Here is a 26,056-nt window from a genome sequence, read left to right on the forward strand (position 1 = left end):
TTGGCAGTCGTGACCGAGTCGAGTCAACTAGTGTGTGACCGCGTGAGTCGTAGGCGCATGATCTCGCCTCGAAAGCCTGGCGGGCGACTGCTCGCGCAAGGCCGCGGTGCGCGTGTTGCGCATGCGTGCGGGGTGAGGGTGAGGTCCGTGCTCTTGGGGAAGTACTGACGCAGCAGGCCGTTGGTGTTCTCGTTGCTGCCGCGCTGCCAGGGCGCGTGAGGGTCGCAGAAGCAAACGGCGGCGTCGCGCGGGTGTGGCGTTCAACCAACGTCCCGGTCGCCGAGCGGTGACCGGTCCCACGATCAGGTCGCACTCCCAGTGCCCGGGCTGCGTGCGGTCCTCGGGCGGGAACGGGCCGTCGTGGATCGAGAGCATCGTCTGCTCGAACCTCGGCCGGCGCCGCCCGCGACGCTGGTGAGCGCGTCGGTGATCACGGCCGGTCCGCAACGGTGATCCGCAGGTGCCGACCGATCTGCGAAGGGCTTCACCGTTGCGCCAGCAGCTCACCGACCAACTCGCGCAGCGGCAGGTTCATCTCCAGGCGGCGGCAGCGCGGCTTGGCTCGTCGACGGGTGGCCTGCCGGTGCGCCTCGAACGGTCGGTAGCCCCTGCTGCTGCTGACGTTGCGTCTCATCTCGCGTGAGATCGTTGAGGGCGCCCGACCCAGTTCCGGGGCGATCGTGATCCGCTCGTCCTGCGAGAGGTAGCGGGCACTGATCACGCGGACCGCAAGAGGATCGAGCGGCGCGACGGTCCCGACGACGCGGCCACCGCGGTAGACCTTGTAGCCGCGGGCCCAGTTCGCGGCCGTCGTCCGCGAGACCCCGACCTCCCGTCCCGCTGTCGCGATCGGCCACCCCCGAGCCCGCAACTCCATGAACCGGGCCCGCTTCGCCGACTGCGGCCGACGGCCCGGCCCCTTCGTGACACGGCGCATCGACATCGCCGCGACGGCCGTCCCGAACTGTGATCTGCATCACGCCCTCCGTGGAGGAGGGGTGTCCTAGCCCCTGGTCCTGACACTGAGGTCACAGGATCGCATCACTCACGAGCGCCTACGTGACCACCAGACGCGGATCCGGGGGCGACGTGTTCCATGCGGGGCGAGAGCGGCCGCGTTGTGCTCAGTCCGGGACGAGCCCCGTCGCAATGGCGTCGGTGCACACCCGCGAGCCACGCAGCTCGGGCCACTCCACGCGGCAACGCTCGGCAAAGACGGTCGAATCCATCGTCGTCGGGTCCGCCGCCCCCACGAGGTCGGGGTTCTGGCCCGCAGCCGCGAACCACTCCTCGGTGTTGGCGCAGCCCTCGAGCCCGATGAGCTCGATCGCGCGGCCGTCCGGGTCCGAAAGGTTGACCGGAACCGTGTCGGCGGCAGCCCGGCGCATCTCGGCGAACGCTTCGCTGCACGCGGCCGCGGGTATCGACGGACCGATGTGCGCCATCGGCGGCTGCGTGGCGCACCCGCCCAGCACCACCACGACGGCGAGGACCGCTGCATGAGCCATGGGTCCGGATGCCATGCGTTCGAGCGTAGTGGTCGAGCGCACCTGACGACGGCGGCTCCCCGCCGCCGTACCCCCCACTGGAGTGGAGTGCCTGTGCGCCCGCTCCACGACGAGAGGAACCCATGAGGCCACATCGCATCACGATCGTCATCGCGGCCGCTGCCGTCATGCTGATGACCTTGCCCACCGCGGCCACTGCGCGCGGCAAGGAGCCGACGCCGCCGGGAACGGTGGCCGTGGCCGGCAAGGCCCCGGGTGAGCGGGCCAGGGTCACCCCGGACCTCGTCGGCGCGCTCGGCACCGTGCCCCTCAAGGTCGAGGAGGAGCTCTGGAAGGTCGGCATGAAGTCACCGGACCCGGACGTGTGGTTCGCCTGGGACGCGGAGCGCGAGGTGGTCCAAGCCCACCACAGCGGCCCCGAGAAGGGCAGCCTCACCGGCGGGCTCCGTGGGCTCGGGAAGACCGGCGAGATCGTCGAGGACGCCGTGCCCCGATCAGAGTTGCTCGCGGAGGCGGAGCGCATCGCACTGCTGCGCACCACCACCGACGGCACGCCGATCGCGTTCGCTGCGCCGAACACGACCGGCGACGGCCTCGTCGTCGGGCTGGTCTCGGACGAGAGCCTGCCGATGACCCGGGGCGGGGACAAGGCCGCCGTCGAGGACGAGGCCGCCGTCGAGGACGAGGCCGCCGTCGAGGGCCTCAGTGACTACCCGATCACCGTGGAGCGCTCGCCCGGGTTCGAGGTCTCGAGCCGGCTTCTCTACGGGAAGCCCTTCATCGCCGGCGCGCGCATCTCCCGACCCGTGGGCGACAACAAGTACAAGTCCTGTACCACGTCGTTTCCCATCGGCATCCCCCTCGCGACCGGGTGGAAGTCGATGATCCTCACCGCTCACCATTGCGGCGGCCCGGAGACGAACTGGATGAAGGGCGCCGCCGGCGCCACGACAAAGTTCGGGTGGGTTCCCAGCGGCGAGGCCAAGGTCAGCGACGCGATCGCCGTCATGGGGCCCGACGCGAACGAATCGATCGAGCACGCGCCGTACGTCTTCTGGGGCGATACCAATACCAACTCCGCCGCTCCCATCCGTGGTGCGGTGGTGCCGATCGTCGGGAACCACTGGTGCCACTCCGGGTCGTACTCCGGAACCTGGTGCGGGAACCAGGTTGTCGATACCGGCGTTGCCGCCTGCTACGGGCTGACCGGTCCGTGCTACACCGGACTCGTCCGCACGCTCCAGGTCAACGGCGTCTCGTCGGTCGGCAGCGGAGACAGCGGGGGCCCGTCCGTCGCCGCCTCCCTCGACGGGAACGGCTACGTGCAGGCCCGCGCCGCCGGCACGATCAGCGGGATGTCGAACCCGGACCCGAACTCGTGCCAGGGGGTCCCCGGCACGCAGGGCGGGCGCGAGTGCAGCGCGCAGGTTCTCATCGCGCCGATCTCTCTCTACCTCGAGCAGACCGGCCGTAGCATCCTCATCACCAACAAGTGAGCTCTCGGACGGCCCGCCGCGACGTCGTGGCGGGCCGTCCGCATCCGTCCGGAGGCGCGCGGCGTGGATCGGCGTGCCGCGCCGCTCGCCGAGGGTGCGGCAGCGCGGGCCGGCCTCGGAGCCGAAGGCCTGGCAGCGCTCGACGCGCACGCGGTGCCGCGGTCACCCCGCAGGGGTCTGCCCGGACTCCGTGGAGTCGACTCCCTGCGCGCGCCGGCCCGGCTTCGGCGCCGTGAGGGTGATGTCGCATTCTCGCCAGACGCACGTCGCCGACGGGCACAAGACTGGCGATGTGCACCAGGACACCGAGCGCTGCATCCGCGCTGTGCAGTCGAGGGACAGCCGGTTCGACGGCTGGTTCTTCACCGCTGTCCTGAGCACGGGCATCTACTGCCGGCCGAGCTGCCCGGTGCCCCCTCCCAAGGTCGCGAACATGCGGTTCATGCCGAGCTCGGCCGCGGCCCAGCAGGCCGGCTTCCGGGCGTGCAAACGGTGCCGCCCGGACGCCAGCCCCGGCTCGCCGGAGTGGAACCAGCGGGCCGACCTGACGGCGCGGGCGATGCGGCTCATCGCCGACGGCGTGGTCGACCGGTCGGGGGTCTCCGGGCTCGCCACGCGACTCGGGTACAGCGTGCGGCAGGTCGAACGCCACCTGCGCGAGGAGCTGGGGACGGGACCGCTCGCCCTCGCTCGCGCGCAGCGGGCACAGACGGCGCGCATCCTGCTGGAGGGCACACGGCTGCCGATGGCCGACGTGGCGTTCGCCGCCGGCTTCTCCAGCGTCCGGTCGTTCAACGACACCGTGCGTGAGGTCTTCGCGCTGGCCCCCACCGAGCTGCGCCGTCGTGCCACGGGCAGCGAGCTCGCTGCACCCGGGGTGCTGACCGTGCGGTTGCCCTTCCGTGAGCCGCTGTGCCCGGACAACCTCTTCGGCCACCTCGTCGAGACCGCGGTGCCCGGTGTGGAGGAGTGGCGTGACGGCGCGTTCCGTTGTTCCTTGCGGCTCGGGACCGGGCACGCGATCGCCTCCCTGCGTCCGATGCCGCAGCACGTCGTCTGCGAGCTCGTCCTCAGCGACCTGCGCCACCTGTCGACGGCGATCGCGCGCTGCCGCCGCCTGCTCGACCTCGACGCCGACCCCGTGGCCGTCGACGACGCCCTGCGTGCCGACCCGGTGCTGCAGCCCCTCGTCGACGCGGCACCCGGCCGCCGCGTGCCGCGCACGACCGACCCGGAGGGCTTCGCCGTGCGGGCCGTGCTGGGCCAGCAGGTCTCGACGGCCGCCGCGCGCACCCACGCGGCCCGGTTGGTCGTCGCGCACGGAACCCCGATCGACGATCCCCACGGCGGCCTGACCCACCTGTTCCCGGAACCGTCGAGCCTTGCTTCGCTCGACCCGGCCCGTCTGGCGTTCCCGACGTCCCGACGCCACGCCGTCCTGCGGCTCGTCGAGGCGCTCGCCGACGGCAGCGTCGACCTCGGAGCGGGCGGCGACTGGCAGGAGGCGCGCGCCCGCCTGACGGCGCTGCCGGGGATCGGGCCCTGGACGGTGGAGATGATCGCGATGCGGGCGCTCGGCGACCCCGACGCGTTCGTGCCGTCCGACCTCGGGGTGCGCGCGGCGGCGCAGCGGCTGGGTCTTCCCTCGACCCCTGGCGCCCTCACCCGGCGCAGCGCCCCGTGGCGACCGTGGCGGGCGTACGCGGTCCAGTACCTGTGGGCCGTCGGTGACCACCCCGTCAACCAGATGCCCTCGTGAGCCGGCACCCGATCGCGGCCAGGAGACCCGATGAAGCGCTCACCGACACCCAGGAGAACCGCCATGACCACCACCCCCGACCGTGCACCGGCATCGGCCGCCGAGCGTGCGCAGCGATTCCGGGACCTGCACGACCGACTCGTCGTCCTGCCCAACGCCTGGGACGCCTGCAGCGCGGCGATCGTCGTAGCGGCCGGCGCCGCCGCGGTGGCGACGACGAGCGGAGGTGTCGCCTGGTCGCTGGGACGCGGCGACGGTGAGCTGCTCACCCGGGAGGAGACGGCCGAGGTCGTGCGCCGCATCGTGCAGGCGGTCGACGTGCCGGTGACCGCCGACGTCGAGGGTGGCTACGGGCCCGCACCCGAGGACGTCGCACGCACGGTCGGGCTCGTGGTGTCCGCCGGCGCCGTCGGGGTGAACGTCGAGGACCTCGACCCCGGGGCGGGGTCGCTCCACCCGGTGGACGCGCAGGTCGCACGGATCGTGGCCGCGCGCGAGGCCGCTGCTGCCGCGGGGCTCCCGGGGATCGTCGTCAACGCGCGGACCGACGTCTACCTGCGCGGCGTCGGCGCGGCGGACGCACGGCTCGACGAGACCGTCGAACGGGCGCGTCGGTACGTCGCGGCCGGCGCCGACTGCGTCTTCGTCCCTGGCCTGCTCGACCTGCCCGAGCTGGAGAGGATCGCACGGGCCGTCCCCGCGCCGATCAACGCCATGGCGGTGCCGGGCGGCCCCTGCGTCGCTGCACTCGCCGCGGCGGGTGTCCGCAGGGTCAGCGTCGGCACGGCCCTGGCCGAAGCCGCGTACACCACGGCGCGCGCGGCTGCCACGGCGTTCCTGCGGGACGGCGAGCTCCCGGTCGCGGGGGACGCGCTGGACTACGGCGCGCTCCAGGCGCTGAGCGCGCGCGGCTGACGAGAGGTCCTTCGTGCCGTACCGGCACGTCGACGACCGTCCGGCGCGGCCGGGGCACCTGACCGCACGCCCGGGACCGCCCCCATCAGTCCCGCGTCACCAGGTGCCGGGTGTAGGCGGGGATGGTGAGGAAGGTCGGGAAGTCGTCCGCGAGGGCGACCTCGCCGAACAGCGCGGCGGCGTCGTCGAAGCGGTCGCCCTCGCGGCGCTCGACGTCGGTGAGGACGTCCGCGAGCACCTCACGGACGGTCGGGGCGTCGATCACGGTGCCCTCGGCGGTCGTCGTGCCCTGGTGCACCCACTGCCACACCTGCGACCGGGAGATCTCCGCCGTCGCGGCGTCCTCCATGAGGTTGTCGATGGCCACGGCGCCGAGCCCTCGCAGCCACGCCTCGAGGTACCGCACGGCGACCGACACGTTCTGCCGCAGGCCCGCGTCGGTCACAGCGCCTGGCTGCGAGCCGCCCGCGGACGGGATGTCGAGCAGGTCGGCGGCGGTGACCTGCACGTCCTCGCGCAGGCGGTGCCGCTGGTCGGTGCGGTCGCCGAAGGCGGCGTCGAAGACCTCGCGCGCCACGGGCACCAGGTCGGGGTGGGCGACCCACGTGCCGTCGTAGCCCTGGCCGGCCTCGCGCTCCTTGTCGGCCCGGACCTGCTCCAGGGCGCGTGCCGTCACGTCGGGCTCGCGGCGGTTCGGGATGAACGCGCTCATGCCGCCGATGGCCTGAGCACCGCGGCGGTGGCACGTCGCGACGAGCAGCTCGGTGTACGCCTTCATGAACGGGACCGTCATCGTCACGCGGCCACGGTCCGGCAGGACGAACCGCGGCCCGCGGGCACGGAAGCTCTTGATGATGCTGAAGATGTAGTCCCAGCGTCCGGCGTTCAGGCCCGCACAGTGGTCGCGCAGCTCGTAGAGGATCTCCTCCATCTCGAACGCGGCCGTGATCGTCTCGATGAGGACGGTCGCGCGGATCGTGCCGTGTCGCAGGCCCAGGTACGTCTCGGTGAAGCGGAAGACGTCGTCCCACAGCCGCGCCTCGAGGTGACCCTCGATCTTCGGCAGGTACAGGTACGGGCCGCGGCCCGCGTCGATCAGCGCCTGCGCGTTGTGGAACAGGTAGAGCCCGGCGTCGAACAGCGACGCGGAGGCCGCGCACGACTGGCCGGCGCGGTCGGTGAGCTGCACGTGCTTCTCGGTGAGGTGCCAGCCGCGGGGGCGGAAGACGATGGTCGGCGTCGTCGCCCCGACCCGGTACTCCTTGCCTTCCGCGCTCGTGAAGTCGACCTGCCCGCGGATGGCGTCGTACAGGTTCACCTGGCCCGAGATCGCGTTCGTCCACGTGGGGCTCATGGCGTCCTCGTGGTCCGCGAGCCACACCTTCGCACCGGAGTTCAGCGCGTTGACCGTCATCTTGCGGTCGGTCGGCCCGGTGATCTCGACGCGACGGTCCTCCAGGCCCGGCCCCGGGCCGGCGACGCGCCAGGTCCGGTCGGCGCGGATGTGCGCCGTCAGCGGCAGGAACGAGGGGTCCGCGCCGTTGGCGAAACGCTCGCGGCGTCGCTGACGGGCGAGCAGCAGCTCGTGCCGCCGGCCCGCGAAGCGCTGGTGCAGGTCGGTGAGGAAGTCCGTCGCCCCGGGGGACAGCACCAGGTCGGTGCCGTCGACGCGGGGGCCGGTCACGATCATCCGGGGGCGCGCGAACGGCGGGGTGAGAGTCGCCTCGGGCGACGTGTCGGTGAGGGTCATGACGTGCTCCTGGGTTCGTCAGCGATGTGGGGACTCCGCCGCGGGGCGGGGGCCGGGCAGCCCTCCCGCGAGCGGTCGGGCCGGTGGGGTCAGTGGAACTGCGACGCCTCGGTGGAGCCGGCCAGCGCGAGGGTGGCGCTGTCGGGGCTGATCGCGGTGGCGACCTGGTCGAAGTAGCCCGTGCCGACCTCCCGCTGGTGGCGGGTCGCGGTGTAGCCGTCGGCCTCGGCGGCGAGCTCGGCCGTCTGCAGGTCGACGTAGGCGCTCATACCGCGCTCGGCGTAGCCCCGGGCGAGCGTGAACATCGACTCGTTGAGGGCGTGGAAGCCGGCGAGGGTGATGAACTGGAACGCGTACCCGTGCCCCGCCAGCTCGCGCTGGAAGCGCGCGATCTGCGCGTCGTCGAGGTGTGCGCGCCAGTTGAACGACGGCGAGCAGTTGTAGGCGAGGAGCTTGCCGGGGAACGCCTCGTGGATCCGCTCCGCGAACTCGACGGCCAGCGCGACGTCCGGCGTCGACGTCTCGACCCAGATGAGGTCGGCGTGCGGCGCGTACGCCTGGGCTCGCGCGACGACCGCGTCGAGGCCCGGGCGGACCCGGAAGTACCCCTCGGCGGTGCGCTCACCGGTGAGGAACTCCTGGTCGCGCTCGTCGACGTCGGACGTCAGCAGGTCGGCACCGAGCGAGTCGGTCCGGGCGACGACGACCGTCGGGGCGCCGGCCACGTCGGCCGCGAGCCGTGCCGCGGACAGCGTGCGCACGTGCTGCGACGTCGGGACCAGGACCTTGCCGCCCAGGTGGCCGCACTTCTTCTCCGCGGCGAGCTGGTCCTCCCAGTGCACGCCCGCGGCACCGGCGGCGATCATCGCGTGCATGAGCTCGTACGCGTTGAGCGGGCCGCCGAAGCCGGCCTCGGCGTCGGCGACGATCGGTGCGAGCCAGTCACGCGTCGGCGCGCCGTTCTCGGCGACGTCGATCTGGTCCGCCCGCAGCAGCGCGTTGTTGATGCGCCGCACGACGGCCGGCACGGAGTTGGCCGGGTAGAGCGACTGGTCGGGGTACGTCTGGCCCGACAGGTTCGCGTCGGCGGCGACCTGCCAGCCGGACAGGTAGATCGCTTCGAGCCCCGCGCGGACCTGCTGGACGGCCTGGTTGCCCGTCAGCGCCCCGAGCGCCGGCACGTGCGTGCGGGTGTGCAGCAGCTCCCACAGGCGCTCGGCGCCGCGCCGGGCCAGGGTGGGGTCCTCCCGGACCGAGCCGCGCAGCCGCACGACGTCGGCGCCCGTGTGCCGTCGCTCGATGCCGGCCCAGCGCCGGTCGGTGCGCCACTCGTGCTCGAGGTCCTCGGCGGTGCGGGTCTGCGCGCCGGGACGGACGTCGACCGCACCCGCGACGGCGGCGGTGGGGGCCTGCAGGTCGTCCAGCGGGGTGGTGGGAGCGGTCATCGTCGTGCCTCTCGCGTCGGTGCGTCGCCCCTCAGGGCGTCCGGTCGGGGGAGCCGGGCGGCGTCCCACGACCAACGTGCCCGCTCGACGAGGGCCGTGGGGCGGTCGCGGCTGCGGAAGATCGGGGACTCTTCCGCGGCGCGCAACAGGCCGGGTCGTCGCACCGCTCGAACGAGCCGATGTGAAGAGTGACGGTTCTTCACAGGGAATCGACCGGTTCGCCGCGGAAGATCGGCGCATCCGTGCACGTCAGCCGATCAACCACGGAAGCATCTCGATGCTTCTCCTGGACGGGACCGTTCCCACGGTGTGACGCTGACACGGTGACGACGACGACACCCCGGCCCCCGGACCCCCGACGCGCGATCGACCCTGCGGCCGGTCGCGTCGCGGCCTCGAGGGCCGCGTCGGCCTCCCGCGCGCCCGGGGGAGGGGTGGGACGCCCGAGGTCTGCCGAGCCTGGTACGTCTCGCGGCAGGACTGCGGACGCCGGTACCGACCCGGTCTCCCGCGGGTCCGGGGACGGGGGCAGCGCGACCGTCGACACCCTGGTCCTGGGCCGCCTCGTGCGCCACCTGCGCACCGCGCGGGGCATGACGCTCGACGACCTCGGGCGCGCGATCGGGCGGGCGCCGTCGCAGGTGTCGATGCTGGAGAACGGGCACCGCGAGCCCAAGCTGTCGCTGCTGGCGCAGGTGGCCGAGGCGCTCGGCGTCCCGCTGCGGGACCTGCTCAGCCCCGAGCCCCCCACGCGCCGTGCCGCGCTCGAGGTGCAGCTGGAGCGGGCGCAGCGTGGCCCGCTGTTCGCCAGCCTCGGCATGCCGACGGTGAAGGTGGGTCGGTCGCTGCCGTCCGACGCGCTCGAGGCGCTCGTCGCGCTGCAGGACCAGGTGCAGCGGCTGCTGACGGAGAACGCCGCCACGCCGGAGGAGGCGCGGCGCGCGAACGCCGAGCTGCGCGCCCGGATGCGCGCGCAGGACAACTACTTCCCCGAGCTGGAGGAGCACGCGCGGACCCTGCTCGACGCCGTCGGGCACCACGGTGGCCCGCTGTCGCAGCGCGCGACGGCGGAGATCGCGGCGCACCTCGGCTTCACGCTGCACTACGTCGCCGACCTGCCGCACTCGACGCGCACGGTCACGGACCTCGCGCACGGGCGCATCTACCTGCCGCAGACCGGTGCCGCGCACAACGACTCACGCTCGCCGCTGCTGCAGGCGGTCGCGTCGCACGTGCTGGGGCACTCCGAGCCCGTCGACTACGCGGACTTCCTGCGCCAGCGGGTGGAGGCGAACTACCTGGCCGCGGCGCTGATGATCCCCGAGGCCTCGGCCGTGGCGTTCCTCGGCGACGCCAAGGCCGAGCGGCGGCTGTCGGTGGAGGACCTGCGCGACACCTACGCCGTGCCGTACGAGACGGCGGCCCACCGCTTCACCAACCTCGCCACGCGGCACCTGCAGATCCCGGTGCACTTCATGAAGGTCCACGAGGGCGGCACGCTGCACAAGGCGTACGAGAACGACGGCGTCGTGTTCCCGTCGGACCCGCTGGGGGCGATCGAGGGGCAGCCGGTCTGCCGGCAGTGGACGGCGCGCGTGGTGTTCACGCTCGACGACCGGTTCAGCCCGTACTACCAGTACACGGACACGTCGTCGGGCACGTTCTGGTGCACGTCGCGCGTGCAGGGGTCATCCCAGGGCGCCTTCTCCGTGAGCGTCGGGACGCCCTTCGCGCACGTCCGCTGGTTCCGGGGACGCGAGACGACGGAGCGCTCGGCGTCGCGCTGCCCGGACGCGTCGTGCTGCCGGGAGGCGCCGCGCGCGCTCGCGAGCCGCTGGGAGGACCAGGCGTTCCCGAGCGCGCGGCCGCACGCGTCGCTGCTGGCCGCGCTGCCGGTGGGCGTGTTCCCCGGCGTGGACCAGACCGAGGTCTACGAGTTCCTCGAGCGGCACGCGCCTCGGTCCTAGGCCCGCCAGAGGCGCTGCTCGACATCGGTCAGCGCGTCCCGCACCGCGGCCGGCACACGCTCGCCCACCTCGTCGAACCAGGCGGCGGTCCGCGCCACCTCCTGCCGCCAGGCGTCCGTCGGCACGTCCAGCAGCGCCGCGAGCTCGCCGTCGCCGACGTCCGTCCCGGTGACGTCGAGCGCCCCCGGAGCGGGCACCAGGCCGACGGGCGTGTCGACCGCGGCCGACGACCCGTCGAGCCGTCCCAGCGCCCACGCCAGCACGCGGACGTTGTCCCCGAACCCCGGCCACAGGTACCGCCCGTCGGCGTCGGTGCGGAACCAGTTGACGCAGAACACCGCCGGCGCACCGGCCCCCAGCCGCTCGCCGACGCGCAGCCAGTGCGCCCAGTGGTCGGCCACGTGGTACCCGCAGAACGGCAGCATGGCGAACGGGTCGCGCCGCAGCTCACCGACGGTGCCCTCGGCGGCCGCGGTCTGCTCGGAGGACACGGTCGCGCCCAGCAGCACGCCGTGCGCCCAGTCGCGCGCCTGCACCACCAGGGGCACGGTCGACGGACGACGACCGCCGAACAGGATCGCGTCGACGGGCACGCCCTCGGGGTCGTCCCAGTCGGGGGCGATCGTCGGGCAGCGGTCCGCGCGCACCGTGAACCGGGAGTTGGGGTGGGCGGCGGGGCGGTCGGCGTCGGGCGTCCAGTCCTGGCCCCGCCAGTCGACGAGGTGGGCCGGCGGCTCGTCCGTCAGGCCCTCCCACCACACGTCGCCGTCGTCGGTCAGCGCGACGTTCGTGAAGATCGTGTCGCTCGCGACCATCTCGACCGCGGCGGGGTTGGTGCGCGGCCCCGTGCCGGGGGCGACGCCGAAGAACCCGGCCTCGGGGTTGATGGCCCGCAGCCGCCCGTCGGGACCCGGCCGCATCCACGCGATGTCGTCACCGATCGTCTGCGCCGTCCAGCCGGGCAGCGTCGGGCTGAGCATCGCCAGGTTCGTCTTGCCGCACGCCGACGGGAAGGCCGCGGCGACGTGGAACGCGCGGCCCTGCGGGGACGTCAGCCGTAGCAGCAGCATGTGCTCCGCGAGCCAGCCCCCGTCGCGCCCCATGACGGACGCGATCCGCAGGGCGAAGCACTTCTTGCCCAGCAGCGCGTTGCCGCCGTACCCGGACCCGTACGACCAGATCTCGCGGGACTCGGGGAAGTGCACGATGTACTTGGTGGGGTTGCACGGCCACGGCACGTCGTCGTCGCCCGGTGCCAGGGGTGCGCCGACGCTGTGGACGGCCGGGACGAACGCGCCGTCGTCGCCGAGGTGCTCGAGCACGGCCGTCCCCACGCGCGTCATCAGGTGCATGCTCACCACGACGTACGGGGAGTCCGTCAGCTCCACGCCGTACTCGGCGAGCGGTGAGCCGACCGCACCCATCGCGAACGGCACGACGTACATGGTCCGCCCGCGCATCGAGCCGGCGAAGACGCCGCGCAGCTCAGCCCGCATCGCGGCGGGGTCGCGCCAGTTGTTCGTCGGGCCGGCGTCCGCCTCGTGCTCCGAGCAGATGAAGGTGCGGCTCTCGACGCGCGCCACGTCGTCCGGCGCGGAGCGCGCGAGGAAGCTGCGGGGACGACGCTGCGGGTCCAGCCGCACGAAGGTGCCCTGCGCGACGAGCAGCTCGCACAGCCGCGCGTACTCCTCGGGCGAGCCGTCGCACCAGACGACCTCGTCGGGCTGCGTCAGCTCCGCCGTCGCCGCGACCCAGGCGCGCAGGTCCGCGTGGGTCGTCGGGGCGCCGGTCGCCGTGGCCGGGGTGTCGAGCGTCGTCATCGTCCGTCCCTCCCGTGCGGCACGGCGTCACCGCCGTGGCGCGTGGTCCGTGCACCTGCGGCACCGCACCGGAGCCGCATCTCCACCGTGGACCTGCACGAGCGCCGCGGCGAGCCGCGCGCGGGAGAAGTTCGGGGGATCTTCCTGGTGACGGAAGAGGTTGCGGCGCCTCGCGCCCAGGCCGCGTGGAGCCGGTCCTGACGGCAGGCGTGCGGACCTGCTCGAGGCGGAAAGGGACACGACGCGCGCGCGGACCCTGGTGGGCGACCCGGCTCCTGCCCGACCGTGCCGAGGCGGTCAGCACCGTGACGGATCGCGCGCGGTTCCGCCGGGACTGACGCGGGTGCCCCACCGGCCACCTCGACCTACCGTGGCGCCATGACGCGGCCGCACCACCTGACCCGCGCCGACGCGCGCCGGGTCGCGGTACGCGCCCAGCTGCTCGCGGCGGGGCGTCCGACCGGCGTGCTCGACGTCGTGCGTCACCTCACGGTCCTGCAGCCGGACCCGACGAGCGCGGTCGCGCCCAGCGCCGACGTCGTGCTGTGGAGCCGCATCGGCAGCGACTACGACCCGCTCGAGCTGCGGGACCTGGTGGACCAGCAGCGGCTCGTCGAGATCCGGGGGTTCCTGCGCCCGGCGGAGGACGTCGCGCTGTTCCGTGCCGAGATGGACGAGTGGCCGGGCAGGGGAGAGGTCCCGCAGTGGCGTGAGGGCGTGCGGCAGTGGGCGGAGGCGAACGAGGCGGCCCGGCAGGACGTGCTCGAGCTGCTGCGCGCCGACGGCCCGCTGCCCGCGAGCCGGATCCCCGACACGTGCGCGCAGCCCTGGCGCTCGACGGGGTGGAACGACCGCCGGAGCGTGCAGATGCTGCTCGGCGTCATGGCGGCGCGCGGCGAGGTGGCCGTGTCCGGCACCGAGCGACGCGAGAAGCTCTGGGACCTGGCCTCACGCGTGTACCCCGACACCCCGGCTGTGCCGTCTGCGCAGGCGCGGCGCATCCGGGACGAGCGGCGGCTGCGGGCGCTAGGCATCGCACGGCCGCGCGCGAGCGAGCGTCCCGGTGAGCCGGACGACGTGGGCCAGGCAGGGGAGCCGGCCATCGTCGAGGGGGTGCGGGGGACGTGGCGCGTGGACCCGACGGCCCTGGACCAGCCGCTCGACGCCCGGGCGGCCCTGCTGTCCCCGCTGGACCGCCTCGTGCTGGACCGCAAGCGGATGACCGAGCTGTTCGAGTCGGACTACCAGCTCGAGATGTACAAGCCGGCAGCGAAGCGCCGGTGGGGCTACTGGGCGATGCCCGTGCTGCACGGCGACCGGCTGGTCGGCAAGCTCGACGCGACCGCCGACGTGCGCGCCGGCGTCCTGCGCGTCACGGCGCTGCACCGGGACGTCCCGTTCACGGCGACGATGACCGCCGACGTCGACCGCGAGATCGACGACCTGGCGCGGTGGCTCGAGCTGGACCTGCTCATCGCGTCCTGACCGGCGCGGTACGGTCGACGGACCGACCGCAGCCGACCGGCGGGAGCACCCGTGACCGACACGTACCTGGACCTCGAGGACTACCTCGAGCGCCCCGTCGTGACCCGGGTGCCGCCGCGCCGGACGCCTCCACCGGCCGCGCCCTGCACCGCGGTGCGGTACCCCGCGGAACCGGTCCCGGACCTCCAGGACGCGGTACCCGTCATGGCGGAGGCCCGCAGCCACTGGTCCGCGCTGGTGCGGCGCGTCACGTCGTGGCGTCCGCGACGGGTCGCACTCACGGACGTCTCCTCGTCGGACCCGGCCGTGCTCGTCCGTCTCCCGGGGCGTCCCTGGCCGCGCTCGCGGGTGCTCGCCGGGCTGCTCGGTGTCTTCCTGGGCGGTCTCGGCCTGCACGCGCTCTACCTGGGTCACCGGCGGCGCGGGCTGTGGATGCTCGGCACCACGCTCGTCCTCGGCCCGCTGACGCTGGGCGTCGCCGCGCTCGCCATGGGCGTGTGGGGATTCACCGAGGGTCTGCTGGTGCTCGGCTCACGCCGGGGCCGCTTCGCGCGGGACGCCTGGGGTCGTCAGCTGCGCGGCTGAGAGGCGCGGGTCGGCGTCCGGAGGGGTGGTGCTCCGGAGTGAGGCCCGCCGGTCGTCAGGTCGACGCGCGCGGCACCAGGTGGAACACGTCGCACGACTGCGGCGGAGGTGGTTCGGCAAGCCGCAGCGCGGCGAGCACGGCGGCCGTGAGGTAGGTGGCCTGCGCGTCGATGGCCTGCCACACGGTCGTCAGCGCGGGGGTCGCGACGCGGGCCGCGGGGATGTCGTCGACGCCGACGACGGCGACCTCGTCGGGCACGTCGAGGCAGGCCGCGCGCAGCCCCGCGAGCACGGCCAGCGCGACCTCGTCGTTGTACGCGGCGACGCCCGTGACGCCCTGCTCGCGCCAGGCCCGCACGGCGTCGCACGCGGACGCGACGTCGAGGTCGACGGTCGTGACGTGGGGTGCGGGCAGCCCGTGGCGCGCGCACGCGTGGCGGACACCGGCCAGCCGCCGGTCCGCGAACGCGGCGAGGCGGTCGTCGTCGGGTGCCGCGTACGCGAGGACGCGGTGGCCGCGCTCGACGAGGTGGTCGGCCTGCAGCGCGCCGATGCTGGTCTGCGGGACGGCGAACACGTCGGGCCGCGGGTCGTCGTCGAGGGTCGTGCCGACGACCGCGATGCCCGCCTGCCGCATCGCCTTCGCGTCGGCCTCGGCGAACGGCGACAGCCCCAGGACGGCGCACGGCGTCACCGCACGCCACAGCTCGTCCAGCGGGCGGTCGCCGTGGCGGATGTGCACCAGCACGGACAGGCCGTGCGCGGCGAGGGCGGTGCTCAGGTGCTCGATGAGCCTGTCGATCGCCGGGCCGAAGGTCCAGTTCGGCAGCACGCACAGCACGAGGTCGCTGCGCCCCGAGCGCAGGGCCCGAGCCGCGGCGGACGGCGTGTAGCCCAGGCGGGCAGCGGTCGCGATGACGCGTTGCCGGGTGGCGTCGGTGAGGACGACGTCGGTGCGGTCGTTGAGCACGTACGACACGGTCGTCCGGGAGACGCCGCTCTCCCGAGCGACGTCGGCGCTGGTCACGCGCGACACGTCGTAGCCTCCTCGCGTCCGGTGCTGCCAGCCTAGGGGGCCGACCCCGGGCGGTGGCAGGGGTGTGGTGCGCCGGACGTCGGGTGTGGCGAAACCCGTACGGCGGACCCCTGGCAGGCAGGCAGGATGGTCCGCATGAGTGCAACCCTCCAGGCCAAGGCGCTGGGCGCGGCGTTCGGTGACCGCGAGCTGTTCTCCGGCCTGGACCTGGTCGTCGCGCCGGGCGACGTCGTCGGCCTCGTCGGCCCCAACGGCGCCGGCAAGACGACGCTCCTGCGCATCCTCGCCGGCCGGCGCGCGCCCGAGGCGGGCACGGTCGCGCTGTCCCCGCCGACCGCGCAGGTCGGCTACCTCGTGCAGGAGGTCGAGCGGCACCCTGACGAGACGGTGCGGGGGTTCCTCGAGCGTCGTACCGGTGTGGCCGACGCCCAGCGGGAGATGGACGCCGCGTCCGACGCGCTCGCGGCCGACTCCCCCGGGGCGGGTGACGTGTTCACGCACGCGCTGGAGCGGTGGATGGCGCTCGGCGGCGCGGACCTCGACACCCGCCTCGGCGTCGTCGCCGACGACCTGGGCCTCGCGGTCGACCTGGACCTGCCGATGACGGCACTGTCCGGCGGGCAGGCGGCGCGCGTCGGCCTGGCGGCGCTGCTGCTCTCGCGCTTCGACCTGTACCTGCTCGACGAGCCGACCAACGACCTCGACGCCGACGGCCTGGACCGCCTCGAGGAGTTCGTCGAGCGCGCGCAGGCACCGATCGTCGTCGTCAGCCACGACCGCGAGTTCCTGGCCCGGACCGTGACGAGCGTCGTCGAGATCGACCGCAGCCTGCAGCGCGTCGTGACGTACGGCGGCTCGTACGACGCGTACCTCGAGGAGCGCTCGACCGCGCGGCGCCAGGCGCGCGAGGCGTACGACGACTACGCCGGCCGCCGTGCCGCGCTGGACGCGCGCGCCCGCATGCAGCGCGCGTGGATGGAGAAGGGCGTGCGCAACGCCCGCCGCAAGGCGAGCGACAACGACAAGCACGTCAAGCACCACCGCGGCGAGACGTCCGAGAAGCAGGCCTCGAAGGCCCGGCAGACGGACAAGATGATCGAGCGGCTCGAGACGGTCGAGGAGCCGCGCAAGGAGTGGCAGCTGCAGATGAGCATCGCGACGGCGCCGCGCTCCGGTGCCGTCGTGGCGACGACGCGGGCGGCCGTGGTGCGGCGCGGGGACTTCGTCCTGGGCCCCGTGGACCTGCAGCTCGACTGGCAGGACCGGGTCGCCGTCACCGGACCCAACGGCTCCGGCAAGTCCACGCTGCTGGGTCTGCTGCTGGGACGCCTGACGCCCGACGAGGGCAGCGCGTCCCTGGGCCCGGGCGTGCTGGTCGGGGAGGTCGACCAGGCGCGCGCGGCGTTCGAGGGCGACGAGCCGGTCGGCGAGGCGTTCGCCCGGCAGGTGCCGGACTGGACGACGGCCGACGTGCGCACGCTGCTCGCGAAGTTCGGCCTCGCGGGGCACCAGGTGGGCCGCCCGGCGGCGTCCCTGTCGCCCGGGGAGCGCACGCGTGCCGCGCTCGCGCTGCTGCAGGCCCGCGGTGTCAACCTGCTGGTCCTCGACGAGCCGACCAACCACCTCGACCTGCCGGCCATCGAGCAGCTCGAGCAGGCCATGGAGTCGTTCGACGGCACGATCCTGCTGGTCACGCACGACCGCCGCATGCTCGACACCGTGCGGCTGACGCGGCGCTGGCACGTCGAGGACGGGCAGGTCTCGGAGGTCCGGGCCGACTGACGCGGCGGCACGGCCCGCGTCAGCGCACGTCGACCCAGCGCTCGCCGACGCGCTCCGGCTCGACCCGCCCCGAGGTGAGCGCCGCGACGGTCGCCACGAGCGCCCGCGGGTCCGTGACACCCAGCAGCAGCCGCACGTCCTGCGCGTACGTGGTGTCGAGCACCTCGACGCCGCGCGTGCGCAGCTCGGCCTCGACGCGTCCCGCCTCGGTGTGGTCCAGGCGCACGCTCCACTCCTCGAGCAGCCGCCGCTCGAGCGTGCCGACCTCCGCCAGCCCGGCCGACACCGCGTCGCCGTACGCCCGCACGAGCCCGCCCGCGCCCAGCAGGATCCCGCCGAACCACCGCGTCACCACCACGGCGACGTCGCTGACGCGGTGCCCGCGCAGCACCTCGAGCATCGGGGCACCGGCCGTGCCCGCGGGCTCGCCGTCGTCGGACGAGCGCTGCAGCATCGCGTCCGGGCCGATGACGAACGCCGAGCAGTGGTGCCGTGCGTCCCAGTGGGTGCGCCGCATCTCCTCGACGAGCGCCCGCGCGTCCGCCTCCTGCCCGACGCGCCGCAGCGTGCACAGGAACCGGGACCGCTTGACCTCGAGGGTCGCCTCACCGTCCCGGGCGATGGTCAGGTAGGAGCGCATGGCAGCACCCACGATGCCACGCGTCGGGCGCCCCGACGCACGCCACCCGTCCCGCGACCGACCCCGGTCGTCCCGGCGACCGATGCGGCGCCGTCGCCCGGCTCGCTACCGTGGCGGCTCGACGACAGGAGGCCCACCATGACCACGAACCCCAGGTCCCGAGCCCTGAATGCCGCTCTCACCGGCCTGGCGACCGCCGCGTACTACGCCGTCCCCGACGTCACCCGGTCCCGCGCCGCACGCGGCTGGCTCAAGGCCGCCTGCCTCGCTGCCGCCGGCGCGGCCAACGCGGTCGCGCCTGCCAACCGGGGCGGGTGGCGTGAGCTGCGTTCGACGTGGCAGGACGGCGTCGCCGTGGACGGCGACCCGGGCACGGACGGCACCCACCGGACGGACGGGAGCCCCGCAGGCCAGGGTGTCGACGGGTCGGGCGTCGCGACCGACGACGCAGCACCCTCGACGAAGACCGCGATCGCCGTCGGCGGTGCGGTCGTGCTCGCCGCCTCCGTGGCGCTGACGATCGCGGGCGAGAAGTGGCTCTTCCGCCGGGCTGAGGCCCGCGCGGCGGCCGGTGTGCGGTTCGCGCACACCCGCACGGGGCTGGTCCTCGGGGCCCTGAGCGCCGCGTTGGCGCTGGTCCCGGAGCCGTCGGAGCGCTCCTGACACGCGCCGGCGAATTGGGTGGGATGTGGGGTTCCGCCGCCCGGCCCCGGTCCCTAGCCTGGGTCGGGTGCCGCGACACCGCGGCGTCCCCCGATCCCGGGAGCGTGCGATGCCGGACACCACGAGAGTCCCCGTCACGACCCGCACCACCTCTGCCACCGACCCCACCGACCCCCGCGTGCTCGGCCGTCGGACGTTCCTCGCCGTCGCGGGCGCGGTGACCGCCGTCGTGGCCGGGGCGGGTGCTGCCGCCGCGCACGACGGGCGCACGTGGGGCCCGCGACCCGTGCTGCACCACCGTCCCGGACGCCCGCACGGCGGCCGCGCCGGGTCGGAGCGGGCCGCCGTCGCGTTCGTCCGCGCCGCCGCCGACGCCTACCCGAGCGTCAACACCGGCCCGCGGCTCGCCCAGAGCTACACCGACGAGCTCGGGCTGTTCTCCACGGCGTTCGTGTACGACAACGCGCTCGCGATCTGCGCGCTGCTCGCCGACGGCCGCCGCAGCAGCGTCGACAGCGCCCGCGTCATCGGTGACGGCCTGGTGTTCGCCCAGGAGCACGACCCCGACCACGCCGACGGGCGGCTGCGTCAGGGCTACAACGTCGGGCCGTACACCTTCTACGACGGCTCGGCGCAGCCCGACGGGTTCGTGCGCGCCGACGGCGCCGCGAACGTGGGGTGGCAGTTCGGGTTCCTCGGCACGGCCGTGGGTGACATGGCGTGGCCCGGCATCGCGCTGCTGCACCTGTTCGGCGCGACGCGCGACCCGCGCTACCTGCGCGCGGCCGTGCGGATCGGGGAGTGGATCACGACGACCACGTGGTCGACCGCACCGCTCGGGGGCTTCTCCTTCGGAGTCGACGGCGGCAACCAGCCGGTCCCCAACGGGTCGACGGAGCACAACGTCGACTGCGTCGCGTTCTTCTCGATGCTGCGCAAGGTGACCGGCGAGCGGCGCTGGACCGACGCGTCCGAGCACGCGCTCGCGTTCGTCGACCGCATGTGGGAGCCGGGCTCGGGCTGGTTCTGGACGGGCACGAACGACGGCGTCCAGATCAACCGCGACCCCGTCCCGCTCGACCCCGCGACGTGGAGCCGGCTCGCGATCCGCGAACGCCGCTACGACCCCGCGCTCGACTGGGCGGCCGGGGCGCTCGCGGTCACGGACGACCCGTCGGCGCCCACGTCCCAGATGCCCGACGGCACCGAGCAGATCTCCGGCGTCACGTTCAGCACGGCGTCGCTCACGTCGACCGCGCAGTACAACGGGATCACCGTCCACCCGCAGGGCGTCTGGCTGGAGGGCACGGCGCAGCTCGCCACGTCCCTGCTCGACCGGGATCGCCGCGGGGACCGCAAGCAGGCGGACTGGCTGCTGGCACAGGTGCGCCGCGCGCAGGACAGCCTCGGCGGCGGGCAGCACCTGGGCGGGTCGCCCGTCGACGGCGGCGTCGTCGCGGCGTCGAGCCTGATCGACTCGGGCTTCGGGTTCGGGTACTTCCAGGTGCAGCACGTCGGTGCGACGTCCTGGTTCCTGCTCGCGTCGAACGCCGCCAACCCGATGCGTTGGGGTGGTGTGGGCTAGCGGGGGCCTCGGCACGCGACGTCAGCGCGCGACGTCCCCGTCCACGTACTGCCAGCCGTCGTCGCCGCGGACGAACCGGCTGAGCTCGTGCACCGACCCGCGCCCGTCCGGGCCGCGCCAGAACGCCTCGAACTGCACGGTCCCGGCGGTGTCGAACACGCCGCCGCCGGACGTGGCGAGCACGTCGAGCCGGTACCAGCGCACGTCGTCGTCGAGCACGAGGTCCGCCGGGCGCGTCGAGGCGTGCCACGAGCGCCGCAGGTACGCCGCGTCGCCGACCGCGAACGCGCTGTAGCGCGAGCGCATGAGCTGCTCGGCGGTGCCGGCGGTGCGCTCGCCGCGGTGCAGCGGCTCGCAGCACTCGGCGAACGGCAGGCCGCTGCCGCAGGGGCACCGGGTGGGGGTCATGCCCCAGAGTCTGCCTCCTCGGCGTGCCGCGTCCGTGTAGCCGGGTGCGCCGCGCGGGGTCGCCTACCGTGGGGGGCGTGCCCGCTCCGACCTCCCCCCGTGCCCTGGTCCTCGCCGGCCGCGCCCGCTACGGCGACCTGTGGCACGACCACGCGGCGACGTCGTACCGCGTCGCGCGGGAGCTGACGGCCGGCGGGTTCGCCGTCGACGTGCGCAGCACCTTCCCCGACGCGCTCGCGGACCTCGCACCGGCCGACCTGCTCGTCGTCAACGCCGGCCTCGGCCCCGCGGACGACGACGACGCCACGTGGCGCCCCCTGCACCAGGCCGTGCGCGACCACGCCGCGGCCGACGGCCCGGTCCTCGCGCTGCACCAGGCCGCCATGGCGTTCCGGGACAGCCCGTGGTGGTCGGAGGTGATCGGGGGGCGCTGGGTCGAGGACCGGTCGTGGCACCCGCCGTAGGACCTTGCGACGTTCGACGTGCACGCCGGTCACCCCGTGACCGACGGCCTGGGCCCGCTGGTCGTCGACGACGAGCGGTACACCGACCTCGCCGTCGCGCCCGACGTGCGCGCCCTGGTGACGCACGACGAGGGCGGGACGACGCACCCCGTGGTGTGGGTCGCCCCGAGCTGGCGGGCCGTGTACGACGGGCTGGGTCACGGCGTCGAGTCGTACGCCACGCCGGCGCGTGCCGCGCTGCTGCGGCGCGAGGCGCGCTGGCTGGTCGGGCTGCCGCCGGCCTGAGCACCTCCCGCCGACCCCGTGCGCCGACCGTGCCCGCCGACGCCGCAGGTCAGACGGTCTCGGGGCGCTTCTGCCGCGCGAAGCGCGCGGGCGTCCCCGGCCCGTCCCACACCTGCACCGCCCCCCACAGCGACGCGGCGATCGGCACCGCGAGCACGGCACCCGTGATGCCGGCCAGGACGGTCCCGGCCGTCAGGGCCACGAGGATGACGAGGGGGTGCAGCCGCAGCGACCGGCCCATCACGACGGGCTGCAGCAGGTCGCCCTCGATCTGGTTCACCACCACGACGATGGCCACGACGAACAGGGCCTGGATCGGCCCGAGTGCGACGAGCGCCACGAGCGCGGCGAGGATCCCCGCGACCGTCGCCCCGACGAGCGGGACGAACGCCAGCAGGAACACCAGGACGGACAACGGGATCACGAGCGGCACTCCGACGACCGCCAGCCCGATGCCGATGCCGATCGCGTCGACCGCCGCGATGATCGCGGTGCCGCGCACGTACCCGCCGAGGGTCTGGACGGTCCTGTCGCCCACGCGCACCCCGCGCTCGTAGCGCTCGCCCTCGAACGGCCGCAGCAGGAACTTCCAGATCTTCGGGCCGTCCTTGAGGAAGAAGAACAGCACCACGACCATGATGAAGAACCCGGCGACGAAGTCGGCCGTCTGCGACAGGCCCGCCGCCGCGCCCGCGCCCACCGCGTCCGAGGCGAGCAGCCCCTGCACGGCGTCCTGCGCCTCGGTGACCTGCTCGTCCGTGATCTCGAACGGGAGCACCGACACGAGGTCGCGCAGCTCCGCGAGGCCGTCGACCGCCGAGTCCGCGAGCTCGTCCCACTGGTTGATCACGGCACGCACCACGGCCCACACGACCAACGAGAGCAGCGCGACGAGTGTCAGGAGCGCGATCCACGTGGCCAGCAGCGACGGCACGCCGCGGCGCCGCAGCCACGCGACCAGCGGGTTGATCGCGGCGGCCAGCACCAGGGCGATGAGCACCGGGATGACGACGAGCGTCAGCTGCATGACGGCCAGCACCCCGACCGCGACCACCGCGACGACGGCGAGCGTCTGCAGGGAGCGTGTGGCGACGCGACCGAACCCGTCACCCCACAGGGACGCCGCGGCGCTGCGCGGCGGCGCGGGTGCGGGTGCGGGCGGTGGTGCGGTCGGTCGGGTGGTCCCGACGTCGCGTCCGCGGCCGAACCATCCCATGTGCGTCCTCCGTCATGTCGGGTGCCCGCAGGTCACGTCGCCGCAGGGCGGCCCAGGTCGTCGCACAGACGCTACGGCCTGCCCGGCGGCCGGGCGCGTCGGGTCGGGGGTCGGGTCAGCGCAGCACGACGACGTCCTGGGTCCCGAACCCGAGCAGCACGCCGTCGACGGCCTCGACGCTCGTCACGTCGCCGAGCCGGGCCAGGTCCGTCTGCCAGGCCTCGGTCCCGGCCGCGGCGTCGAGCGCCACCAGCCGCGCGCGGGACGTCGCGACGCTCGAGGCGACGACCAGCACCCGGGAGCCGTCGGTCGCCAGGCCCGTGACCACGGCGTCCTCGTCGAGCAGGTCGGGAGCCGTCGCCTCCCACAGCACCTCGCCCGTACGCCCGTCGAGCGTCGTGACGCGGAACCCGTCGTGCACGTGCACGACGGTCCCGACGACGAGCGCCTCCTGCGCCGGGACGTCTGCCCGCCACCGTTCCTCACCGGTCACCGCGTCCCACGCCCGTAGGCCCCCCGAGGTGGTCAGCGCCAGGTCCGGCACGCTGCCGTCGTCGACCGTGACCTGCACGGCCGTCCCCTCGAGCCGCACGTCCCCGTCGTGCCCGACCAGGCGCGTGTACCCCTCGCTGGCGACCACCAGCGCGGAGCCGTCCTGACGGGTCCCTGTGACGGTGGCCAGCGTGCCCGCGGTGGCGAGCGCGGACCCGTCGGCGGTGTCGAGCAGCACCACACCCGCCCCCAGGATCCCGACGGCGTCGTCCCCGACCGGCAGGACGCGCGCCTCGGCACCCCACCGCAGCCACCCCCCGCCGAACCCGGTGTCGGCACGCACGCGCCACCGCTGCGCGCCCGTCGTCGGGTCGAGCGCCCGGACGGACGTCCCGTCGTCGAGCGGGGCCGCGAGCACCAGCGCGTCGTCGGTGACGCCGACAGCCGCCGCGACCGCCGCACCGGCCCCGGTCGCGTCGGCACCGGCCGGGTACTCGGCGACGACGTCACCCGACTCGACGTCGACCACCTCCAGGCGTGCCGACGTGGCCGGAGCGCTCGACGCGGTGGCGGCGGCCGCAGGCCCGCCGTCGGGCGTGCGCGCCGCGGTCGCGTCGTGGACGAGGCACGCGACCCTGCCCGGGAGCCCCGGCCCGGTGGCGCACTGCAGCCCGTAGCGGGCGACGGTCGCCGGCAGGGCCGCGTCGGGAGCCTCCAGCAGGGGTGCCGTCCAGTGCTCGGCTCCCGTCGCGACGTCGCGCGCCGCCAGCGACATCGAGCCGTCCGGCGCGATGCGACTCTCGAGCAGCTGCGAGCCGAGGACCTGCACGGTGCCGGTCGCGTCGCCGTGCAGCCGCCACGCGACGTCCGGCGGTCCGGGCAGCGGGTCGAGGACGCCGGGGACGTCGTCCAGGGCGGCGAGGCGGGCCCGTTCCCGCACGTCCGCGACGAGCTGTGCGACGACCAGTGCGAGCACGAGCGCTACGGTCAGGGCGAGACCCCACCGGCGCCGCGCCGGCCCGGGACGGTCCTGCGGCGCAGGCGGTCCCGCGTCGTCGTCGAGCTCGACCAGCACCGGGTCACCCACCTCCTGCACGCTACCCAGCGGGCGGCAGGGCGACCAGGGCCCGGAACGGCAGGAGTCCCGCGCTCGTGCGGCGGGCGCGCGAGGTCAGTCCAGGAGGGTGAGCTGCTCGTCGACGGCGTCGGCCGAGCGCTGGACCGCGAACAGCAGCCGCTGGTGCGCGGTCGACGGACGTCAGCGCAGCACGCTGTACGCCTCCTCCTGCGTCTGCGGGTCGAACGACCGCGCGAGGAGCAGCCGGTGCAGCACCTGCAGCGACGCCATCTCGGGCAACGGCGTGCGCCACGCCTCGCTGCCGTCGGCGACGTGCAACGCGACGAGGTCGTACGGCGCACTGTGCTGGTCGTCCCGCATGCCCAGCAGGTACAGGTGCCGGCCGTCGGTCAGGGGCGCGCCGGTGGCGGTCGGCCGCGCCCACCGCCACAGCTCGGCACCCGTCTCGCCGTCGAAGGTCACGAGCCACGCCGACGTCCCCACGTGCACACGGCCGTCCAGGATCGTCGCGTCCTGGGCGTCGACGACGCTGCCCTCCCAGCGCGGTTCACCGTCACGCGCGTCCCACGCCTGCAGCACGGGCGTGCGCGTCAGGACCAGGCCCGGGACGCTGCCGTCGTCCACGACGACCGGCAACGGGTTCCCGTCGAGAGGGACCTCGGCCGTCGCCGACACCACCGTCGTCGACGACTCGCCACCGATGACCGCCGCCCCCAGGGCCGTGGACAGCTCGAGCCTCGTCGTGGTGGCCTGGCCCGTCAGTGCGCTCTCCGGCGACAGGTCCACGGTGCGCAGCACCTCGCCGTCCGTCGACACGAGCGTGACCGCGTCGCCGTGGCCGACGGCGAACGTCCGCGCGTCCACCAGCGCGCTCTCTCCCAGCGTGAGAGGACCGTCGTCCGTCGCCACGTCCACCGTGACGTGCCAGTGCTCCGTGTCGTCCAGGAGCGTCTGCGAGCGGACGTGCAGCGTGCCGTCCACCAGGCCGACGAGCAGCACGTCGTCGCCCGACGGCGTCAACCACCGAGCCGACGTGGGGACCTCACGCTCGACCACCACAGCGCCGTCCAGCGCGTCGAGCACGAGCACGCGCGTCGACGTCGCCGGGACCGGTGACCACTGACCGTCGACGACGTCGAACCCGCCGTTCGTCACGAGGCAGGCGACCCGCCCGGGAAGTTCTGGCACGGCGGCGCACGACGCCGGCGCGAACTGGGCCTCGGCCGTCCGGTCCGCCGACGGCTCCACCACGTCGAGGGCCCACAGCCGATCACCTGTCGCGACGTCCCGGCCTTCGAGCATGAGCGTGCGGTCCGCCGCCCGGTGCGTGGCCACCAGCACTGACCCCACAAGTGCGGAGCCGCCCAGGTGGGTGCCCTCGTCGAGCTCCCACGCGACCTGCGGCGGGCTGTCGAGCGGCGCCAGGACCGACGGGACGGCCGCGAGCTCGGCCAGCGCGGCACGCTCGCGACGGTCGACGACCGCCTGGCCGACGACGAGCGCGAGGACCGCCGCCACCGGGACGGCCAGCCACCACCACCGACGCCGCGCGGCGGACGAGCCCCCGGCGGCCGGGGATCCCGGGACGGACGCGTCCGTGGCCGCCTGCTGCAGCTCCACGTCGACCCTGCGTGCGCGCGCCATGGCGGCACACTAGCCGGGGACGTCGGTCACGCT

General features: G+C 74.4%; 22 protein-coding genes and 1 pseudogene. 11 read left to right on the forward strand and 12 right to left on the reverse strand.

Features of this window, described 5'->3' with window-relative positions:
• Positions 1-134: 134 nt before the first annotated feature.
• The 3 genes and pseudogenes from NP048_RS19375 to NP048_RS00285 form a co-directional block, all read right to left on the reverse strand.
• A pseudogene (locus tag NP048_RS19375) lies at positions 135-236 on the reverse strand (IS30 family transposase); the annotation flags it as partial.
• 248 nt (positions 237-484) lie between these two features.
• A complete protein-coding gene (locus NP048_RS00280) occupies positions 485-937 on the reverse strand; it encodes a helix-turn-helix domain-containing protein (RefSeq protein ID WP_227576983.1) in 453 nt (150 codons plus the stop codon).
• Between the two features lie 187 nt (positions 938-1,124).
• Positions 1,125-1,523, reverse strand: a complete 399-nt coding sequence (locus tag NP048_RS00285) for a hypothetical protein (RefSeq protein WP_227576984.1) — start codon at positions 1,521-1,523, stop codon at positions 1,125-1,127.
• A 107-nt stretch (positions 1,524-1,630) separates the two neighbouring features.
• Here NP048_RS00285 and NP048_RS00290 point away from each other — a divergent pair, with 107 nt between their 5' ends.
• The 3 genes from NP048_RS00290 to NP048_RS00300 all read left to right on the forward strand — a co-directional run bounded on the left by NP048_RS00290 (position 1,631) and on the right by NP048_RS00300 (position 5,678).
• Complete coding sequence (locus tag NP048_RS00290; protein WP_256769388.1) at positions 1,631-3,004, forward strand: S1 family peptidase; 1,374 nt, start codon at positions 1,631-1,633, stop codon at positions 3,002-3,004.
• Positions 3,005-3,296: 292 nt separating this feature from the next.
• Positions 3,297-4,763, forward strand: coding sequence for a DNA-3-methyladenine glycosylase 2 family protein (locus NP048_RS00295; protein WP_227576986.1), 1,467 nt, complete (start codon positions 3,297-3,299; stop codon positions 4,761-4,763).
• A 63-nt stretch (positions 4,764-4,826) separates the two neighbouring features.
• Complete coding sequence (locus tag NP048_RS00300; RefSeq protein WP_227576987.1) at positions 4,827-5,678, forward strand: isocitrate lyase/PEP mutase family protein; 852 nt, start codon at positions 4,827-4,829, stop codon at positions 5,676-5,678.
• A gap of 85 nt (positions 5,679-5,763) precedes the next feature.
• Here the strand turns inward: NP048_RS00300 and aceB are convergent, their stop codons facing one another.
• Entirely contained in the window at positions 5,764-7,428 is a 1,665-nt protein-coding gene (gene aceB, locus NP048_RS00305; RefSeq protein ID WP_227576988.1) for a malate synthase A, read from the reverse strand.
• Positions 7,429-7,517: 89 nt separating this feature from the next.
• Positions 7,518-8,873 (reverse strand): isocitrate lyase, encoded by a 1,356-nt coding sequence (gene aceA / locus NP048_RS00310; RefSeq protein WP_227576989.1) that lies wholly within the window; start codon positions 8,871-8,873, stop codon positions 7,518-7,520.
• 548 nt (positions 8,874-9,421) lie between these two features.
• Between aceA and NP048_RS00315 the strand changes: the two genes are divergently transcribed.
• Positions 9,422-10,840, forward strand: coding sequence for a helix-turn-helix transcriptional regulator (locus tag NP048_RS00315; RefSeq protein ID WP_227577211.1), 1,419 nt, complete (start codon positions 9,422-9,424; stop codon positions 10,838-10,840).
• Here NP048_RS00315 and NP048_RS00320 read toward each other — a convergent pair.
• Positions 10,837-12,660, reverse strand: a complete 1,824-nt coding sequence (locus NP048_RS00320) for a phosphoenolpyruvate carboxykinase (GTP) (protein ID WP_227576990.1) — start codon at positions 12,658-12,660, stop codon at positions 10,837-10,839. The two genes, NP048_RS00315 and NP048_RS00320, sit on opposite strands and share 4 nt — an antisense overlap.
• A 378-nt stretch (positions 12,661-13,038) precedes the next feature.
• Between NP048_RS00320 and NP048_RS00325 the strand changes: the two genes are divergently transcribed.
• Together NP048_RS00325 and NP048_RS00330 are read left to right on the forward strand one after the other, a co-directional pair.
• Positions 13,039-14,145, forward strand: a complete 1,107-nt coding sequence (locus NP048_RS00325) for a DNA glycosylase AlkZ-like family protein (protein WP_227576991.1) — start codon at positions 13,039-13,041, stop codon at positions 14,143-14,145.
• A gap of 51 nt (positions 14,146-14,196) precedes the next feature.
• Positions 14,197-14,730 (forward strand): NINE protein, encoded by a 534-nt coding sequence (locus NP048_RS00330; RefSeq protein WP_227576992.1) that lies wholly within the window; start codon positions 14,197-14,199, stop codon positions 14,728-14,730.
• A gap of 55 nt (positions 14,731-14,785) precedes the next feature.
• Here the strand turns inward: NP048_RS00330 and NP048_RS00335 are convergent, their stop codons facing one another.
• The gene (locus tag NP048_RS00335; protein ID WP_256769389.1) at positions 14,786-15,757 is read right to left on the reverse strand and encodes a LacI family DNA-binding transcriptional regulator; all 972 of its coding nucleotides are present in this window, start codon (positions 15,755-15,757) and stop codon (positions 14,786-14,788) included.
• A gap of 144 nt (positions 15,758-15,901) precedes the next feature.
• On the opposite strand from NP048_RS00335, the gene NP048_RS00340 reads away from it, so the two are divergent.
• A complete protein-coding gene (locus NP048_RS00340) occupies positions 15,902-17,548 on the forward strand; it encodes an ABC-F family ATP-binding cassette domain-containing protein (protein ID WP_227576994.1) in 1,647 nt (548 codons plus the stop codon).
• 19 nt (positions 17,549-17,567) lie between these two features.
• Here the strand turns inward: NP048_RS00340 and NP048_RS00345 are convergent, their stop codons facing one another.
• Positions 17,568-18,188 (reverse strand): YigZ family protein, encoded by a 621-nt coding sequence (locus NP048_RS00345; protein ID WP_227576995.1) that lies wholly within the window; start codon positions 18,186-18,188, stop codon positions 17,568-17,570.
• A gap of 138 nt (positions 18,189-18,326) precedes the next feature.
• Between NP048_RS00345 and NP048_RS00350 the strand changes: the two genes are divergently transcribed.
• On the forward strand, positions 18,327-18,851 hold the full coding sequence (locus tag NP048_RS00350; RefSeq protein ID WP_227576996.1) for a hypothetical protein: 525 nt from the start codon (positions 18,327-18,329) through the stop codon (positions 18,849-18,851).
• 109 nt (positions 18,852-18,960) lie between these two features.
• Entirely contained in the window at positions 18,961-20,436 is a 1,476-nt protein-coding gene (locus NP048_RS00355) for a YyaL domain-containing protein (RefSeq protein ID WP_227576997.1), read from the forward strand.
• Positions 20,437-20,457: 21 nt separating this feature from the next.
• Here NP048_RS00355 and NP048_RS00360 read toward each other — a convergent pair whose 3' ends face one another.
• Positions 20,458-20,844: a YchJ family protein gene (locus NP048_RS00360; protein WP_227576998.1), complete on the reverse strand. Its 387-nt coding sequence runs from the start codon at positions 20,842-20,844 to the stop codon at positions 20,458-20,460.
• Positions 20,845-20,921: 77 nt separating this feature from the next.
• On the opposite strand from NP048_RS00360, the gene NP048_RS19325 reads away from it, so the two are divergent.
• Both NP048_RS19325 and NP048_RS19330 read left to right on the forward strand, forming a co-directional pair.
• Complete coding sequence (locus tag NP048_RS19325; protein WP_348519182.1) at positions 20,922-21,308, forward strand: hypothetical protein; 387 nt, start codon at positions 20,922-20,924, stop codon at positions 21,306-21,308.
• A gap of 18 nt (positions 21,309-21,326) precedes the next feature.
• Positions 21,327-21,593 carry a ThuA domain-containing protein gene (locus NP048_RS19330; RefSeq protein ID WP_348519183.1) on the forward strand — a complete coding sequence of 89 codons (267 nt, stop codon included), beginning with the start codon at positions 21,327-21,329 and terminating at the stop codon, positions 21,591-21,593.
• A gap of 49 nt (positions 21,594-21,642) precedes the next feature.
• Here the strand turns inward: NP048_RS19330 and NP048_RS00370 are convergent, their stop codons facing one another.
• From NP048_RS00370 to NP048_RS00380, 3 genes are all read right to left on the reverse strand, one after another.
• The gene (locus NP048_RS00370; RefSeq protein ID WP_227577000.1) at positions 21,643-22,809 is read right to left on the reverse strand and encodes an AI-2E family transporter; all 1,167 of its coding nucleotides are present in this window, start codon (positions 22,807-22,809) and stop codon (positions 21,643-21,645) included.
• A gap of 115 nt (positions 22,810-22,924) precedes the next feature.
• On the reverse strand, positions 22,925-24,388 hold the full coding sequence (locus NP048_RS00375; RefSeq protein WP_227577001.1) for an outer membrane protein assembly factor BamB family protein: 1,464 nt from the start codon (positions 24,386-24,388) through the stop codon (positions 22,925-22,927).
• 171 nt (positions 24,389-24,559) lie between these two features.
• The gene (locus tag NP048_RS00380) at positions 24,560-26,023 is read right to left on the reverse strand and encodes an outer membrane protein assembly factor BamB family protein (protein ID WP_227577002.1); all 1,464 of its coding nucleotides are present in this window, start codon (positions 26,021-26,023) and stop codon (positions 24,560-24,562) included.
• Positions 26,024-26,056 lie beyond the last annotated feature (33 nt).

The organism is Cellulomonas xiejunii (assembly GCF_024508315.1).
GTDB lineage: Bacteria > Actinomycetota > Actinomycetes > Actinomycetales > Cellulomonadaceae > Cellulomonas > Cellulomonas xiejunii.